The sequence below is a fragment of the Streptomyces sp. NPDC046197 genome (assembly GCF_040646295.1).
GTDB lineage: Bacteria > Actinomycetota > Actinomycetes > Streptomycetales > Streptomycetaceae > Streptomyces.
On sequence record NZ_JBEYZY010000010.1, the window covers coordinates 24,577 to 40,936 of the forward strand.

13 protein-coding genes and 1 pseudogene are annotated in these 16,360 nt (G+C 70.7%); 6 read left to right on the plus strand and 8 right to left on the minus strand.

Features of this window, described 5'->3' with window-relative positions:
• Window positions 1-12: 12 nt before the first annotated feature.
• The 4 genes and pseudogenes from AB0A61_RS16065 to AB0A61_RS16080 all read left to right on the plus strand — a co-directional run.
• Window positions 13-1,296 carry a sensor histidine kinase gene (locus AB0A61_RS16065; protein ID WP_361292036.1) on the plus strand — a complete coding sequence of 428 codons (1,284 nt, stop codon included), beginning with the start codon at window positions 13-15 and terminating at the stop codon, window positions 1,294-1,296.
• A complete protein-coding gene (locus AB0A61_RS16070) occupies window positions 1,293-1,958 on the plus strand; it encodes a response regulator transcription factor (protein ID WP_361292038.1) in 666 nt (221 codons plus the stop codon). The genes AB0A61_RS16065 and AB0A61_RS16070 overlap by 4 nt, the downstream gene beginning before the upstream one ends.
• Window positions 1,959-2,118: 160 nt before the next feature.
• Window positions 2,119-2,355 (plus strand): transposase, encoded by a 237-nt coding sequence (locus AB0A61_RS16075; RefSeq protein WP_361292424.1) that lies wholly within the window; start codon window positions 2,119-2,121, stop codon window positions 2,353-2,355.
• A gap of 71 nt (window positions 2,356-2,426) precedes the next feature.
• Window positions 2,427-2,621: pseudogene (locus AB0A61_RS16080) on the plus strand (IS3 family transposase); the annotation flags it as partial.
• A 246-nt stretch (window positions 2,622-2,867) separates the two neighbouring features.
• Here AB0A61_RS16080 and AB0A61_RS16085 read toward each other — a convergent pair.
• The 6 genes from AB0A61_RS16085 to AB0A61_RS16110 all read right to left on the minus strand — a co-directional run bounded on the left by AB0A61_RS16085 (window position 2,868) and on the right by AB0A61_RS16110 (window position 12,272).
• Window positions 2,868-3,551: a helix-turn-helix domain-containing protein gene (locus AB0A61_RS16085; protein WP_361292040.1), complete on the minus strand. Its 684-nt coding sequence runs from the start codon at window positions 3,549-3,551 to the stop codon at window positions 2,868-2,870.
• Window positions 3,552-3,592: 41 nt separating this feature from the next.
• Window positions 3,593-5,296 (minus strand): allophanate hydrolase, encoded by a 1,704-nt coding sequence (locus AB0A61_RS16090; protein ID WP_361292426.1) that lies wholly within the window; start codon window positions 5,294-5,296, stop codon window positions 3,593-3,595.
• Window positions 5,297-5,301: 5 nt separating this feature from the next.
• Window positions 5,302-8,895 carry an urea carboxylase gene (uca, locus tag AB0A61_RS16095; RefSeq protein WP_361292042.1) on the minus strand — a complete coding sequence of 1,198 codons (3,594 nt, stop codon included), beginning with the start codon at window positions 8,893-8,895 and terminating at the stop codon, window positions 5,302-5,304.
• Complete coding sequence (locus AB0A61_RS16100; protein ID WP_361292044.1) at window positions 8,892-9,692, minus strand: urea amidolyase associated protein UAAP2; 801 nt, start codon at window positions 9,690-9,692, stop codon at window positions 8,892-8,894. The genes uca and AB0A61_RS16100 overlap by 4 nt, the downstream gene beginning before the upstream one ends.
• 1 nt (window position 9,693) lies before the next feature.
• Entirely contained in the window at window positions 9,694-10,605 is a 912-nt protein-coding gene (locus AB0A61_RS16105) for an urea amidolyase associated protein UAAP1 (protein WP_361292046.1), read from the minus strand.
• 62 nt (window positions 10,606-10,667) lie between these two features.
• Window positions 10,668-12,272 (minus strand): amino acid permease, encoded by a 1,605-nt coding sequence (locus AB0A61_RS16110; protein WP_361292048.1) that lies wholly within the window; start codon window positions 12,270-12,272, stop codon window positions 10,668-10,670.
• Window positions 12,273-12,738: 466 nt separating this feature from the next.
• Here AB0A61_RS16110 and AB0A61_RS16115 point away from each other — a divergent pair, with 466 nt between their 5' ends.
• Window positions 12,739-13,194 (plus strand): DDE-type integrase/transposase/recombinase, encoded by a 456-nt coding sequence (locus AB0A61_RS16115; RefSeq protein ID WP_361292050.1) that lies wholly within the window; start codon window positions 12,739-12,741, stop codon window positions 13,192-13,194.
• A 10-nt stretch (window positions 13,195-13,204) separates the two neighbouring features.
• On the plus strand, window positions 13,205-13,417 hold the full coding sequence (locus AB0A61_RS16120; RefSeq protein ID WP_361292052.1) for an integrase core domain-containing protein: 213 nt from the start codon (window positions 13,205-13,207) through the stop codon (window positions 13,415-13,417).
• On the opposite strand, the gene AB0A61_RS16125 is transcribed toward AB0A61_RS16120, so the two are convergent.
• Together AB0A61_RS16125 and AB0A61_RS16130 are read right to left on the minus strand one after the other, a co-directional pair.
• Window positions 13,375-14,307, minus strand: coding sequence for a ThiF family adenylyltransferase (locus tag AB0A61_RS16125; protein WP_361292054.1), 933 nt, complete (start codon window positions 14,305-14,307; stop codon window positions 13,375-13,377). The two genes, AB0A61_RS16120 and AB0A61_RS16125, sit on opposite strands and share 43 nt — an antisense overlap.
• A 415-nt stretch (window positions 14,308-14,722) precedes the next feature.
• On the minus strand, window positions 14,723-16,246 hold the full coding sequence (locus AB0A61_RS16130; protein WP_361292056.1) for an amino acid permease: 1,524 nt from the start codon (window positions 16,244-16,246) through the stop codon (window positions 14,723-14,725).
• Window positions 16,247-16,360: the final 114 nt, after the last annotated feature.

A 16,360-nucleotide genomic window follows, 5' to 3' on the forward strand; every position in this document is an offset into this window, starting at 1 on the left:
CGGGTGGATTCCGTGACCTACGATGATCTCAGCGGGATGGGTCCGCTGGTCGCCCGGCTCGGCCGGGTCGGCCAGCGGCTCCGGCACGCCGACCAGACCCGTCCGTGGGTGCTGGACGCCGCTGTGGTGGTGCTGGTCTTCCTGATGTTCTGCCTGCCGGACCTGCTGCATGGAGTCCATGGGGACGGTGACGGCCCGCGCCGCTTCCGCCTTGCGTTCGCCCACCTGCCCACGGTCGGCACGGTGGCCCTGCAGGCGGGGCTGATGCTCCCCCTCCTGTGGCGGCGGCGGGCGCCCGCCGTGGCCTTCGGTGCCGTCACGGCCGTGTTCGTCCTCCAGTGGTCCCTCGACGCCGCGCTCCGGGCGGATGTCGCCCTCTTCGTCGCCCTCTACAGCCTGGCCCTGCACGGGCGGCTGCGGCATTTGCCGTGGGCCTGTGCGGTCACGGCGGGTGCGCTGGGGCTGGTCGCGGCCCGGGTCGCGGCCGCGGTGTCGGTCTGGGACGCGCTCTTCTTCCTGCTCAGCACGGCGACCGCGGCCCTCGCGCTCGGCCTGATGATCCGTATCCGGCGCGCTCAGTTGGCCGGGTTGCGGGACCGTGCGGCCCGACTGGAGATCGAACGGGACCAGCGGGGCAGGCTTGCCGTCGCGGCCGAGCGGACGCGGGTGGCGCGCGAGATGCACGACATCGTCGGCCATAACCTGTCCGTCATCATCACCCTCGCCGACGCGGGAGTCTATGCCGCCGACGCCGCCCCGCAGCGGGGCAAGGAGGCGCTGCACCTCATCGGAGATACCAGCCGTCAGGCCCTGAGCGAACTGCGCCGGGTGCTCGGCGTACTGCGCGAGGCAGACGGCCCCCCGACCGAGCCGGAACTGAGCCCGCAGCCCGGTCTCAGGGACATCGACGCGCTGTGCGAGGGGGTCCGCGCCGCGGGCCTGGAGGTCGTCTACCGCACGGCCGGTGACGTCGACGCCCTGGACCATGGGGTGCAGTTGACGGTCTACCGCATCGTGCAGGAGGCCCTGACGAACACCCTCAAGCATGCTGGCGTGGGCGCCCGTGCGAATCTGGCGATCGTCGTGGAGGACACACGGCTGACCATCACCGTCCAGGATTCCGGCCCACCCGCACCGGCCGACCGTCCCGGCACGGCGAACGAGGAAGGACACGGCCTGGTGGGCATGCGGGAGAGAGCGGCGCTCTACGGCGGACACGTCAGTGTGGGTCCCCAGGGCCCGGGCTGGACGGTGCGCGCCGCCCTCGACCTCGCCCCTCAGGAGGGTGCCCGGTGACCACCGTGCTCATCGTGGACGACCAGCCGCTTCAGCGGTACGGCTTTCGCATGCTTCTGGACTCCGTACCGGAGACGGATGTGGTCGGGGAGGCGGCACACGGAGCCGAAGCCGTGCGCAAGACCGCGGAATTTCGCCCGGACGTCGTCCTCATGGACGTACGCATGCCAGGCATGGACGGCATCGAAGCAACGCGTCGCATCGTCGCCGCCGGCGACCGCTCCCGCGTCCTGGTCCTGACCACTTTCGACATCGACGAGTACGTCTACGCGGCCCTGCGCGCCGGAGCCAGCGGCTTCCTCCTCAAGGACGCCCGCCCCGAGGAACTCCTCGCCGGGATCCGTGCTGTCGCCGTCGGCGACGCGGTGATCGCCCCCGCCCTCACCCGCCGCCTGCTGAACGAGTTCGCCCGTCTCGTACCGCCAGGTGGCGGCTCCGTCGAAGATCCGCGCCTGAGTTCCCTCACGGACCGCGAACGCGAGATCCTCGTCGCCATCGGCAAGGGCTGGTCCAACGGTGAGATCGCCACACGTTTCGTTCTGTCGGAGTCCACGGTGAAGACGCATGTCGGCCGCGTCCTGTCCAAGATCGGCGCCCGCGACCGCATCCAGGCCGTGATCTTCGCCTACGACCACGGCCTGGCCCGGCCTCGCCCGGACTGAGCTAGGGGCCTGTTCGAAAGTGAAGTTCCCCCTTGGGGCTGGACAGCCTGATACTGGGACGGTCGGTCCCGGAGGAAGCAGTTCCAGGTAGTGAGCAAGAAGAGCAACATGAGCAAGCGGTACACGGCCGAGTTCAAGCGGGACGCGGTCGCGCTGGTCCATTCGTCGGGGTAAGACGGTGACCGAGGTTGCCCGGGAGATCGGCGTGAGCCCGGAGGGGCTGCGGAACTGGGTGAACCAGGACAAGGCCGACCGGGGTCAGGGCCCGACGGGCGCGCTGACCAGCGACGAGAAAGAAGAACTGCGCCGCCTGCGACGGGAGAACCGGGAACAGCAGCAGACCATCGAGGTCCTGAAAAAAGCCGCGGCCTTCTTCGCGAGGGAGTCGACGAAGTAGCCGTGCGCTACGCGCTCATCGACGCGGAGAAGGCCACCGAGAGCAACCCCGGTGGTCACAGTGTCACCCTGATGTGCAAGGTGCTGGGCGTGTTCCGTTCGGGCTACTACGCCTACCTCGTCGCCCGGCCCGCGGCAGAGGAACGCGCCCGTCGGGAGGGCGAACTGGTTGCCGAGATCCGGCAGATCCACACTGCGTCCCGCCGCGCATACGGTGCCCCGAGGATCACGGCGGCGCTGCGCAGGAAGGGGCGGCGGATCAACCGGAAGAAGGTCGAGCGGTTGATGCGCGAGCGTGGCATCAGCGGGATCACCCGCCGCCGGCGCCGTGGCCTGACCCGGTCGGACAGGAAGGCGTCCGCGTCGCCGGACCTGGTCGGACGTGACTTCACCGCCACCGTGGCGGGGTCGGTGAGGGCGTCAGGACTGTCGACCTTCGCAAAGTTCCTGGTCACAGCGATACGTGAGTTTCGGCACCCTACAGGCGCTGGAGGGTGTGCGGTGGGCCGGTGGTCAGTCCAGGCTGTTCAGGAGCGTTCGGCCCTCCTCCCGGGCGGCGGCCACCGCCGGCTCGCCGAGCCCGCACAGGCGCAGGCACGACGACGCGATGGCCTCGGTGTCAGCCGCATCCGGCTCACGGGCGCGCCGTATCTGGATGACAACCTCCACCAGCTGGATCAGCAGTTCACCGAGCCGCTCGGCGGGCAGGCCGCGCGCGACGTCCTCGGTCGCCGCCAGGGCGCCCAGCGTGCCGTAGCTCGACTGCAGACGGCCCCGCTCGGCCCGGAAGGCGTCGAACCGCTCGGCGCGCACTTCCGGCAGCAGATAGAGCGTGCCGATGTTGTACGGAGTGCGGGAGAGGGTGTGTACGTCCATAGCGGCCACGGCGTAGAGTGCGGCGGCCGCATCCGCTTGCTCGGGCACCAGGGCCCGGATCCGGTCCACCATCTGCAGACTGGGCCGCACGGACGTCGCCAGCAGCTCGGCGAGGATCTCCTCCTTGGTGGCGAAGTGGTAGTAGAGCGAGGCCTGCCTGATGCCGACCCGATCGGCGATCATGCGGGTGCTGGTGCTGGTGATCCCATGGTCGACGAAGAGCGCCCCGGCGGCGTCAAGGATCTGTTCCCGGGCGGAGGCGCCGGGGTCGGACGGCGGCGTGTGCCGGGGCCTGCCTTGACGGGGACGCGTCGTCGTCATGGCCCCATCCTGCCACCAGGTGTCCGCCCTGCGGCCTCCGGTCACGCGGAGGCCGTGTACGCCCGCCAGCCACCGAAGTGGGTGATGTCGGGCGCGCCCTCGACGGCGTACGGCTCGACGAGGAAGCCGCGGACCTGCCGCCCGTCGGCCAGTTCGACGGTGCCGATGGTCATCGGCGCGGGCACGGCGGCGGTGATCGCCCCGAACCCGGCAGCGGGCAGCCGCCAGATCTCGCCCTCGATGCCCGTCCGCGCGTCGCCGCCTGACGCCGTGGCGTGACCCGCCCCGGCGCCGGCGTCCTGTCCGCCCTGGGTGACCCGGAGCAGGCCGGGCTTGGGCGGCTCGGTGGCCAGGGCGTACAGTCGGTAGCCGCCTGCGGTGCGGGCCCGGCCGGTCAGGGTGCCGCCGGCCTGCACCAACTGGGCATTGAGGGGCTGACCCGTGAGGTGGGCGCCGACCACGAACAGGTCGAGCCCGGGGTTGGCGAACCGCTCGGCCAGCGCGGCCAGGGCGCGGTCGGAGAAGGCCGGTCCGGTGAACATCACGCCGAACGGCAGGCCGTCCACGAACCCGGCGGGAACGGCGAGCGAGGCGCAGTCCAGCAGGTTGGCGAAGTTGGTGAACCGTCCCAACCGGGCGTTGGCGCCGACCGGGTCGGCCGCCACCTCATCGAGGGTGGGATGCCAGGTGGTGGTCGGCGTCAGGAGAGCTGTACAGCCGTCGAGCACCGCGCGTCCGGCGGCGCCGAGCGCGGCGAGCCTGGCGGCGTCGGCGGCCCAGTCGGCCGCGGTCTTCTCCCGGCCTGCCAGCACGATGGCGGCGACGGTCGGATCGAGGCCCGCCCCGATCAGGTCGCGGTGCTTCTCCAGATGCGCGCCCACGGCGGCGTACCGCTCGGCGACGAACGCGCCGCCGTACAGCAGTTCCGCGGCCTGAAGCAGCGGGGTGATGTCGGTTTCGACGATCTCCGTCCCGGTGTTCGCCATGCGGGCGACGGCGGCGTCGAAGGCTTCGCGCCAGCCGTCGGCCATGCCGTTCAGATGCTCCCCGGCCGGTACGGCGATCCGCGGGCGCGCAGGGGGCGCCGGAAGCTGGGTGCCGGTGCGGGAGAGAGGGTCGGCCGGGTCGGGGCCTTCGACGAACTCCGCGGCGGTGCGGGCTAGTTGCAGATCGCGGGCGAAGACGGTCAGGCAGTCGAGGGTGTAGCAGGCGGGGACCACCCCGGTCACGGGCACCAGACCCTTGGTGGGCTTGACGCCGATGATGCCGTTGAGGGCGGCGGGCACCCGCCCGGAGCCGGCCGTGTCGGTGCCGAGCGCGATGTCGGCGACGCCCAGCGCCACCGCGACGGCGGATCCGGAGGACGACCCGCCGGAGATGCGGGCCGCGTCCCAGGCGTTGCGCACCGCGCCGTAGGGGCTGCGGGTGCCGACCAGGCCGGTGGCGAACTGGTCCAGGTTGGTCTTGCCGAGCACCACCGCGCCGGCCGCGCGCAGCCGCGCCACCGCGGGCGCGTCGGCCTGCGGCTCGTAGGCGTACGACGGGGCGCCCGCGGTGGTGGGGAGGCCGGCCACGTCGATGTTGTCCTTGACGGCCACCACCAGGCCGGCCAGCGGCAGCGCCGGGTCGATACCGGCCGCCTCGGCGAGCACCTCTTGGCGTGGCCTGAGGTGGATCCAGATCTCGGGCCGGCCGACGCCCTCGATGCGGTCGTAGGCGGCCTGGACGCGTGCGGCCGGTGTCATGGCGTTCATGCCCGCACCGCAGCGAGGATCTGGCCGGGGGCGACCTGTTCCCCGGGCTTGACGTAGATTTCCAGCAGTGTCCCGGCGGTGGGGGCGTTCACCTTGGACTCCATTTTCATCGCCTCCAGAGAGAGGATCGCATCGCCGCTCGCCACGGTGGCGCCCGACTCGGCGGCGATTTGCCAGACGGTGGCGGTGTACGGCGCGGTGACGGGGACCGCGCCGTCCGGCAGGGTGACGGCAGCGGGGGCGGTCACGGGTTCGGGATCGTCGGCGCGGTCGAACTCTCCGGCGGCTCGCCAGCGTTGTTTCTCGGCCTCGAAGGCGGTGCTCTGCCGCCGGCGGAACGCGGCGATCGAGTCGGCCTCCGCGGCGAGGAAGGCGTTGTACTCGGCGATCGAGAAGGTGCCCTCCTCGGTCGGGAAGTCACCGCGCCCGGCGTCGGTCTCGGCCCGCAGTTCGAGCAGTTCCTCCGCGGTGACGGGATACCACTCGATGCGGTCGAAGAAGCGCAGCGCCCACGGCGAGTCCTGGAACAGGCCGCCCTTGCGGAACCGGTTCCAGATCTGCACGGTGCGGCCGACGAACTGGTAGCCGCCGGGGCCTTCCATGCCGTAGATGCACAGGTAGGCGCCGCCGATGCCGACGGAGTTCTCCGCGGTCCAGGTGCGGGCCGGGTTGTACTTGGTGGTCACCAGGCGGTGCCGTGGGTCGAGCGGGGTGGCGACGGGGGCGCCGAGATAGACGTCGCCGAGGCCGAGCACCAGGTAGGAGGCGTCGAAGACGGTGCGGTAGACGTCGTCGGCGGTCCGAAGGCCGTTGACTCGGCGGATGAACTCGATGTTCCACGGGCACCACGGGGCGTCGTCGCGCACCCCGGCCATGTACCGCTCGATGGCGAGGCGGGTGGCCGGGTCGTCCCAGCTGAGCGGCAGCCGCACCGTGCGGGAGGGGACCACCAGTTCGTCGCTGGGCGGGACTTCGTCCTCCAGCTCGCGCAGCAGGGCGGTGAGGTCACGGGCCTTCAGCCGCCGGGCGTCGGTGTGGATCTGGAGGGAGCGGATGCCCGGGGTGACGTCCAGGATGCCGTCGGGCGCGTGGCCGGCGAGGGTCTCCTGCAGGGCGTGGACCCGCATCCTCAGGCCGAGGTCGAGGACCATGGGGCCGTACTCGACCAGGACGTTGTCGTCGCCGTCCCGGCGGTAGGTGACGGCGGGGCGGGCATCGGTGGCCTCCAGGCGGCCGAGTACGCCGTTGTCGCCGTCTCCGCCGGTGCTGATCAGCGTGGGGGAGGAGCGGCGGGCGTCGAGGGCGGCCGCCTCGGCTTCCCTGACCGGTACGAAGCGGACGGTGTCGCCGGGGCGGATCTGGCCGAGTTTCCACAGTTCGCCGCTGGCGACCACCGCGGGGCAGACGAACCCGCCGAGGGACGGACCGTCGGGCCCCAGGATGATCGGCGTGTCGCCGGTGAAGTCCAGGGCACCCACCGCGTATGGCGTGTCGTGGATGTTGGAGGGGTGCAGCCCGGCCTCACCGCCGTCCTGGCGCGCCCACCGCGGCTTGGGCCCGATCAGGCGGACGCCGGTGCGGGCCGAGTTGTGGTGCACCTTGTAGTCGGTGGCGTAGAGGGCGTCGATGTCGTCGCGGGTGAAGAACTCGGGCGCCGCGTGCGGCCCTTCGGTGACACCGATCCGCCAGTGCGAGGTGATCGCCGGCCGGCGCTCGGGCGGGGTGGGGCCGCCGCCGGCGGTCGACGAAGCTCCGGGCCGCAGTACGTCTCCGGCGCGCAGCGTCCGACCGGCGTGCCCGCCGAAGCCGCCGAGGGTGAACGTGGAGGCGCTGCCCAGGTATTCGGGTACGTCGATGCCGCCCCGGACGGCCACATAGCTGCGCAGGCCTGGCCCCCGGCAGGCGCCGAGCACCAGGGTGGCGCCGGCCGCGACCGTGACCGGCTCCCACAGGGCTACCGCGCTGCCGTCGACCGTGACCGGGACGGGAGCGCCGGTGACGGCGACCACAGTGGCGGCCGAGAAGCGCAGGCTCAGCCCGCCCGCGGTGACCTCCAGGCCAGGGGCCTGGGGCGGGTTGCCGACGGCCAGGTTGGCCTCGGCGAAGGAGACGGCGTCGAAGGGGCCGCTCGGCGGCACGCCCACGTGCCAGTAGCCGAGTCGGCCCGGAAGGTCCTGGATGGTGGTCATCGCGCCCGGCACCAGGACGTCGATGCGCGGCTCGGGGTCGGCCGTGGTGGCGAGCGTGCTGGTACTGTGCACGGCCTCGCGCACCTCGCCCCGCGAGGTCAGCTCGCGCAGCAGGCCCAGGTTGGTGACGATGCCGTGGACCCGGCTCGCGGCCAGGGCCTGGCCGAGCACGTCGAACGCGGCCTCCCGGGTGGGGCCCTTCGCGATCACCTTGGCGAGCATGGGGTCGTAGTACGGCGAGACCTCCAGACCGGTTTCGGCAAAGCCGTCGACGCGCACGCCGGGGATCTCGTCGGCGCCCTGGCCGGGGAAGGCCGCCCGGGTGATGAGGCCCGAGGACGGCAGCGAGTCCTTGCCGGGGTCTTCGGCGTAGACGCGAGCCTCCACGGCATGCCCGGCGGGCGTCCACTCCCGCTCGAACACCGCGTCCTCGACCATGCCGTCGCGGGCCAGGACGAGCATGAGTTCGACGAGGTCGATGCCGTACGCCTCCTCGGTCACCGGGTGCTCGACCTGGAGGCGGGTGTTGACCTCCAGGAAGGCGGCCTCCTCGCGCGCGGGGTCGTAGACGAACTCCACTGTCCCCGCGCCCCGGTAGCCGACCGAGGCCAGCAGTCGGCGCGAGGAGTCGTGCAGCAGTGCCCGCACATGAGCAGGCAGGGCCGGGGCCGGGGCCTCCTCGATCACCTTCTGGTTGCGGCGCTGCAACGAGCAGTCCCGGTCGCCGAAGACGGCGATCCGGCCGGTGCCGTCGCCGAAGACCTGCACCTCGACATGGCGGGCGGGGCGCACGAGGCGCTCCAGGAACACCCCGGCGGATCCGAAGTTGGACTCCGCGAGCGCCGCGACGCGGGCGAATGCCTCGCGCACCTCGTCGGCGGTGGCGCAGGCCTGCATGCCGATGCCGCCGCCACCGCCGGTGGCCTTGACCATCACGGGTAGCCCGATCGAGGAGGCCGCGGCAACTGCCTCCTCGGCGCTTGCAAGCAACTCCGTCCCGGCCAGCAGCGGCACTCCGGCGGCCTTGGCCAGGGCGCGCGCGGTGTGCTTCTCACCGAAGGCGGTGATCTGGTCGGCGGTCGGTCCCGCGAAACGCAGACCGGCTTCCCCCACGGCACGGGCGAAGACGGGGTTCTCGGAGAGGAAGCCGTAGCCGGGGTGGATGATGCCCGCGCCCTGGGCGAGCGCGGCCTCGATGATCGCCTCCCCGCGCAGATACGACGCGCGGGCGGGCGCCGGACCGATGCGGACCGCGTGATCGGCCTCGCGGACGTGCGGGGCGGCCCGGTCGGCGTCGGAGAAGACGGCGACGGTGCCCAGACCCATCCTCCTGGCGGTGCGGATCACACGGCGGGCTATCTCACCGCGGTTGGCGACGAGAACGACGGTGGGGCGGATCACGCGCCCTCCTTCGCGGTGCGAGCGGCTTCCGCGGACCGCGGGCCGACGTCGACCGGTGCTGGCTCCACGACGATCATCCGCAGCGGAGTGGGGTTGAAGTCGTTGCACGGGTTGTTCATCTGCGGGCAGTTGGACACCATCACCAGCACATCCGTCTCGGCGCGCACCGCGACCCGACGGCCCGGCGCCGACATGCCGTCCACGATGCCCAGCGCGCCGTCCGCCTCGACGGGCACGTTCATGAACCAGTTGAGGTTGGAGACGATGTCCCGCACCCCGAGGCCACGCCGGCCGGCCTCGGCGAGGAAGTTCTCACGGCAGCCGTGCTGGAACATCACATGATGGCCGTAGCGCAGGGTGTTGGACTCCTTGCCGCACGCGCCGCCGATGGTGTCCTGGCGGTCGACCTCGTTGGCGACGACGGTCATCAACGAGCGGCCCTCGCTGCTGCGCAGCACGGTGCCGGTGCGCACATAGGCGTTGCCCTGCCAAGCAAGGGTGTCGGGGACGCTGTAGCGCTCCTCGGGATCGTCGGCGTTGTAGAGCAGACAGTCGGCCGACTGGTTGCCGCCGACGTCGACGATCGTCAGGACGTGGCCCGTGCGTACCACCGCCGACCAGGGCGCGTTGGGGGCCACCGTCTCGTCCAGGACGACGGCGCCCTCGACCAGGCTCGCTCCCCAGTCCAGGTGGGAGCCCTCCGTGTGGACGGCGCCGACCGGGACGGTGGAGGCGACCGTGCCGCCGGCGGCGGTCGGGCGGCTGACGGGCGTGGTCTCGGTCCGTGTGGTCGCCATGTCACAACCCCCGGGTTTCGCAGTAGTCGACGGTGTTGAGGTACGCCCGGTGCAGTTCCGGAGTCGCCGTGAACCGCGGCTCGTCCCGGCCGGTCGGGGCACCGCGCCAGGCGTGCACCCGCAGTGGGCCGACGACGTAGCCGGGACGAGGATCCAGCGGATGGGCGGCATTGGCGACCAGCACCAGCAGGGGCATCTCCGCGACGAGTTCGACATGCGTGTCCGCCCCCGCGCTGCCCTGCCAGGCCAGGGTGCCGTCCGGCTCGACACGCACGCCCTGGAAGAAGGAGAGACTGGGCGGCAGGTCGCGCCGGCTCAGACCGTGCTTGGCGGCCGCCTTGAGGAAGAGCCCGCGGCCGGACGGCGACGGCCCCTCGGGACGGGCATCACCGTACTTGCGCTCGTTCCAGGCGTCGGTGGTGGTGCCGCAGAAGGCGTCGTGCCGGCCGGAGGAGTCACCGCTGACCACGGCCAGGACCCGGCCGTCGCCGGAGAGCAGCGGATGGTTCTGGCCCACATACGCCTGCCACGGCACCTTCTGGGTGTCGGCGACGTTCAGCCGCTCCACCGGCTCCAGGGCGTTGAAGAGCAGCAGGTGGGCGCAGGCGTCACCGCTCGGGTCGTCGAAGCGCAGCCGCGTACCGCGGGCAAGGACCTTGTGCGTGTAGCCGCCGGGCGCTACCGTCTCCGCCCACACCAGGGCGGCCGCGTCCACACCCGGCGGGCCGTACGGGCTGTCCGACGCCGGAAGGTACGGCATCCACGCGCCGGCCTGCCCGCCCTGGGCGCGGGCGTCGTCGCGAGCGCTTCGGACGCTGTCGGTCAGGTGCAGATCACGGGCGCGGGCGGGAGCCTGCCCGGTCGGGTAGCGGCCGTGCTGCGGTACGGCCGTCGAGCTCTCGGTGGTGGTCATGGATGTCCCGTCGTCCCTTCGTCGGTACGTCATCGATGCGTCCCCTCGCCTCACACGGGCCCTCAGGCGGGCTCGGCAACGGCCTGCGCGTCCAGGGGCGGCTCGGTGTGCGTGTGCGGTACGTGCCTCAGCTCGATACGGCGGTGCAGCCGGCGGGCGAGGAAGTAACCGGCACCGGCGGCGAGGCTGAGCCCGATGAACAGCGGGGCGCTCCACCGCAGCCACCACGTGCCGCCGGTGAGGTCGTAGATCTCCACACGGGGCCAGATCAGATTGACCGTCATGCCGGCCTGGTAGAGCACGGCGAGCGTGTTGACCGCCACTCCCCACCGGCCCAGCGAGAACAGGGGCCGGCCGGTCTCGTCGACGCCCGCCGGCAGCCCGCCGCTGCCCCTTCGCCGGATCCGGATGACCAGCAGGGGCACTGTCACGCCCAGATAGGCCAGGTACAGCAGGGCGATGCAGAGGCTGGACAGGGCGGTGAAGATCGCCGACTGGCGGATGTTGACCACGAGCGCGATCGCGGCGCCGACGCCCACCACCACCGACGTGCTGATCGGCGTACCGGTGCGGGCCGAGACCTTGCCGAGGTGCCGGTGGAAGGGCAGGGCGCCTTCGCGCGCCATGGAGTACATCATCCGCGCCCCGGAGGTCTGCACGGCCAGGGTGCAGGCGAACACCGCGACTGCCACGCAGCACAGCAGCAGGCGGCCCAGAACCCCGCCGAGCCGGTCGGTGAGCACCCAGGACAGACCACCGGCTGCCAGTTTTCCGTCGGTCAGGCTGCGCGCCGCCATCAGCCCCGACAGGATCAGCAACGCGCCGCCGACACCCGAGGTGATCAGGGCCCGCAGGATGGTCCGGGGAGTGGTTCGGCGCGGGCTGTGGGTCTCCTCCGCCAGCTCGCCCGCCGAGTCGAAGCCGACCATCACGTACGCCGCCATCAGTGAGGACGCGAGGAAGGCCCCGAAGTAGCCGCTGTGGCCGGCCCAGCCGGTGGGGTGGGCCACCACCTGCGGACCCCGCTCGGGCAGGAAGAAGAGGATCAGCACCAGCGCGAGCACGCCGATGATCTCGACCGTGACGCCGAAGCTGGTGGCGGCGGCCATCTGGCGGATTCCCAGGATGTTCACCACCGTGGTGATCACCAGCAGAACGCATCCCAGCAGGACCGCGTTCTGCGCGCCGGTCGGGGAGCCGACCGACGGATCGGCACCCGGACCGCCGACGATCTGGAAACCGGACCAGATACCCGGCAGCACCGCCTGCGCCGCGATCGCGGCCGCCGCGACCGTGAGTATCTGCCCGATGATCATGATCCAGCCGACGAACCAGCCCGTCGTGGTGCCGGCCAGCCGACTCGACCACTGGTAGATCGCCCCGGATATGGGCCAGCGTGCGGCAAGTTCGGCGAAACACAGCGCGACGAGCAGTTGGCCCGCGAAGACCAGCGGCCAGGTCCAGAAGAACACCGCGCCGCCGAGACCGAAGCCCAACCCGAACAGCTGGAAGACGGTGGTGAGGATCGACACGAAGGAGAACCCCGCGGCGAACGACGCGAAGCTGCCTACGCCGCGGTGGAGTTCCTGCTGGTAGCCGAAGAGGGCGTGGCCGGTCGTGCCACCGCCGCCAGGGTCCTGCGCAAGGGGGAGTTCGGGCCGGCTCATCGCCGCACCTCCGATCGGTCGACAGATACCTGTCGCTTGATAGGTATTGCGATCGTCGGCCGGACCGGTCTCACACCCGAGTCTGGGAAGTTAACTTCGTGTATCCGCGGGCTCGCCTCGGAGATGACTGCGTGCCAGCACTCTGCGGTGTCCCCACAGCGGATTCTCCCGCGCGAGACGCAGGATCATCTCCCGCTGCTCGGGCACGCACGAGCGCTGACGGGTGCCCTGGTCAGGCGGTGGTCGTCACGCGGGGGAAGAAGACGGTGCAGAAGGGCAGCAGCGACGGACGCGGTCACTTCGGGTGGCTCGTCGGGGAGCGACACGCGGATCTTGTGGGGGTCGTCCGGAGCCCGAAAGTAAGTAACGTCGTCCCGAAGCGCCGGCCCGACCCGACCGCATGCAAGGGGCCGCCCTCACGCGGCTGCCTTGTGGCCGTAGGGCACTGAATCGGCAGGGCCATGACGTGGCCCGCTGCACCGTCGAACGCCTGATGCGCGAGATCGGTATCGCCGACGCGGTGCGCGGCAAGAAGATGATCACCGCCATCCCGGACACGACCGCCGCCAGGGCCCCGGACCGCCTGGACCGTGACTTCGTCGCCCCGGCCCCCAATCGCACGTGGGTGGCCGACTTCACGCACGTGGCGGCCTGGGCGGCCGTCGTCTGTGTCGCGTTCGTCGTGGATACCTTCTCCCGCCGCATCCTCGGCTGGTCCGCCTCGTTGTCGAAGGAGACCCAACTCGTCCTGGACGCCCTGGACATGGGTCTGTGGCAGCGCGACCGCGAGGGCCGCCCTCCCGTCCCGGGCAAGCTGACTCATCACTCGGATGCGGGGCCAATACACGTCTTTCCGCCTGGCCGAACATCTCGACGCGGCCCGGATCGCGGCCTCCGTCGGCTCGGTCGGCGATGCGTATGACAACGCCCTCATGGAGTCGACGATCGGCCTGTACAAGACCGAGGTCATCAAACCGATGCGGCCGTGGAAGACGCTCTCACACGTCGAACTCGCCACCGCCGAGTGGGTCGACTGGTACAACCACCGTCGGCTCCACGGTGAGATAGGGCACATCCCACCCGCCGAATACGAAGCCAACCACTACCGAGCAGCCACGAAATCCCAGCTCACAGCCACCAACTGAGATCTCTGCCGAACCCGGGGCGGTTCAGGCCCAGGCGCCTCCTTCTGTTCCTCCGCCGCGCCGGAGTCGGAGCATCCGGCCAGAGCGACGTCGATGTCGATGTCGCGCAGGATGTCGACCAGCGCGGACTGATTGGGATGACGCAAGGCGGCGACGTCGTGCGCCGCCACCTCTCGCAGCATCATCAGCACCCGCTCCGCATAGAGGGGGTCCGGCGAACCATCCACGAAGCCGGGTGCTGGATCCGTGATCTGATCGAGGACGTGAGCTTCGATGCGCTCCAGAATCGCCAGGTCGCGGGCATCGCTTGGAGCCACATCCTGAGCGGGAGCCAGGAGGTGGTCCAACTGAGGGTCCGAGGGCGCGAGGCCCGGCTCGCGCAAGGTGAGACCGTCGCACCACAGGCAGTTTGTACCGGGCAGCAGCGGCCGCGTGACGGCATGAATCTGCCCGACGACCCCATCGCGGACAGGAATCTTCACCCCAACTTGGGTGGCGGGGATGAGGTACTGCTGGACGACGGCATTGTCCCAATGGCGTGCTGCCGCTCCGTCAGCGGCAAGGAAGATCCAGTCGCACTGGGTGAGCTCATGCCGGGATCGCAGGCACTCTGCATGCTCTCGAAGAGGCGTGTGCCGGATCCCGGGCTGAGCCTGGCAGGCCAAACGCTGTGCGAGGTCGGTCTTGGGCTGGTCGACATCGGTATGCCGCGCGCCGGCCAGCCGGGGGAGGTTGGTCTCGTCCACGGTGTCGTCGTCGACGAGGATGAGATGGCCGACACCGAGGCGAGCGAGGTACTCGGTGAGGAGGATGCCGATCCCGCCGAGACCCACGATGGCGACGCTCATCTGCTGGAAAGTGCGCTGCCCCACGTCCCCGAAGATGCGCACCTGCCGGTCGTAGAGGTGTGCTGGCCCGCCCGCGCGACGGGGCCGCCCGGCAGCTGCGGAGGCTCTTCCGGTGATGAACGCAAGCGGATCAGGTTGTTCCCGGGATGACGACTTCAGCGAGGGGGCTGCGGGAGCCGTCGGGCAGCCACAGGTGGCCGGCGGCGGCCTGTTCAGAGAGCACTAGGGCGCAGACGGGGGTGCCGGTGATCTGCTGTAGCGCGGGATATCCGCGCTGGTGACTGGCCAGGTCGGTGGAGGAGAAGCGGACAGCGGTGGTGAAAAAGCCGCGGCGGATTCAACTGATCGTCGCAACACCTCACCGAGGCGGAGGAAGTTGTGGCGAGGGGACAGGCGAGGGCGCTGCTGCCCCCGCCGGGCCAGGGTGCGCGGGCCCTGGCCGCGGCGATCAGGGCAGTCAGCCGTTCGTGAGCGCGGTCGAGTGGTCGGTCGCGACCGGGGCCTCGCCCGAGCCCTCGGCTGCGCTCTCGGACCTGTCCTCCTCCGTGATCTGCTCCTTGGGCCGGAAGACCATCAGGTAGACCACGCCGAGGGCCGCCACGATGCCCACCGAGATGGGCACCAGCCAGCGGTCGAAGAAGCTGGTGCCGTTCGGCGGCGTCTTGATCGAGAGCACCACGATCGCGGTCACGCCATAGGCCAGCGCCGCGATGTTCACGGCCCAGCCCCAGCGGCCCAGGGTGAACACGCCGGCCGGCTTCCAGCCGCGTGAACGGCCGATGATTGAGGCCAGCACCACCGACTGGAAGCCGATGTAGATGCCGACGACGGAGAAGGTGATGATACGCGTGACCGTCGCCGACGGCAGGAAGGCGAAGGCCGAGGGGATCACGGCGGTGACGGCGGTGGCGGCCGGGGGCATGTGGAAGGTCGGGTGCAGCTTGGAGAGCCACTTCGCGCCGACGATCACGCCGTCGCGGGCGTAGGAGTAGACGAGTCGGGTGGCCGCTGCCTGGATCGCCAGCGTGCAGGAGACGAAGCCGACCACGATTAGCGCGAGTGCGAACTTGCTGCCGGCGGTGCCCAGCGAGGCGGCAAGCACGTCGCCCAGCGGGTCTGCGGACTTGCCGCTGATCACCGCGCCGAAGTCCGGCACGGCCAGGATCAGACCCAGTGTCAGGACGACGGTCGCGACCGCGCCGACGCCGAGCGTCATGCCCATCGCACGTGGGACCTTGCGGGAGGGGTCCTTGACCTCCTCGGCGATGTCGCCGCAGGCCTCGAAGCCGTAGAAGATCCACACCGCGAAGAGGCAGGAGCCGAGGAAGGCGCCCAGGTAGCCGCTGCTGCCACCCGCGCCGAAGGTGTGCATGACGACGCTGACGGGCTGCTTGTGGTGGAAGAAGAGCAGGTACCCGCCGAGCACCAGGGTGCCGGCGACCTCCGCGAAGACTCCGATGTTGGCGACGAAGGCGAGCCGCCGCACGCCGAGCAGGTTGATCACGGCGGAGAACAGGATGACGACCACACAGGTGATCACCGTGCTCCAGTGGTTGACCTGGTAACCCAGCAGCGGACCCGCGTACGTGGCGATCGGGTAGGCGACGGAAGCGATGGTCACTAGCAGCGCCCAGGTGTACATCCAGCCGGACAGCCAGGCGTACTTCGGCCCGACCAGGCGCTTGGCCCACTGGTAGATGCCGCCGGCCAGCGGGTACTGCGAGGCCACCTCGGCGAAGGTGAGCAGCACCAGGCCCTGTCCGAGCAGCACCACCGGGATGGTCCAGAAGAAGGCCGGACCGCCGGTGGCCAGGCCGTAGTCGAAGACCGAGTAGACGCCGACCAGTGGGGAGAGATAGGTGAAGCCGACGGCGAAGTTGGACCAGAGACCGAGCGCCCGGGTGAGTCGGGGCTTGTAGCCGAGCGCCGCGAGTTGCGCGGCGTCCGCGGCATCCTGGTCCGGTGACACGCTGTCACTCATGGACAGGAACCTTTCGGGGAGCGATATGGCTCCGAAACATATGAACCCACAGGTCATATGGCAATGGCTGGCCAGACATGAGTCCGATTCGTGATTGCCTGTGATGGGATGGCT

What these genes read in the sequence shown, in the direction of transcription:
- AB0A61_RS16090 (WP_361292426.1), bottom strand. Translation starts at nt 5,296, where the DNA reads ATGACACCGGCCGCACGCGTCCAGGCCGCCTACGACCGCATCGAGGGC.
- AB0A61_RS16100 (WP_361292044.1), bottom strand. Translation starts at nt 9,692, where the DNA reads ATGGCGACCACACGGACCGAGACCACGCCCGTCAGCCGCCCGACCGCC.
- AB0A61_RS16085 (WP_361292040.1), bottom strand. Translation starts at nt 3,551, where the DNA reads ATGACGACGACGCGTCCCCGTCAAGGCAGGCCCCGGCACACGCCGCCG.
- AB0A61_RS16105 (WP_361292046.1), bottom strand. Translation starts at nt 10,605, where the DNA reads ATGACCACCACCGAGAGCTCGACGGCCGTACCGCAGCACGGCCGCTAC.
- AB0A61_RS16110 (WP_361292048.1), bottom strand. Translation starts at nt 12,272, where the DNA reads ATGAGCCGGCCCGAACTCCCCCTTGCGCAGGACCCTGGCGGCGGTGGC.
- AB0A61_RS16130 (WP_361292056.1), bottom strand. Translation starts at nt 16,246, where the DNA reads ATGAGTGACAGCGTGTCACCGGACCAGGATGCCGCGGACGCCGCGCAA.
- AB0A61_RS16120 (WP_361292052.1), top strand. Translation starts at nt 13,205, where the DNA reads ATGGAGTCGACGATCGGCCTGTACAAGACCGAGGTCATCAAACCGATG.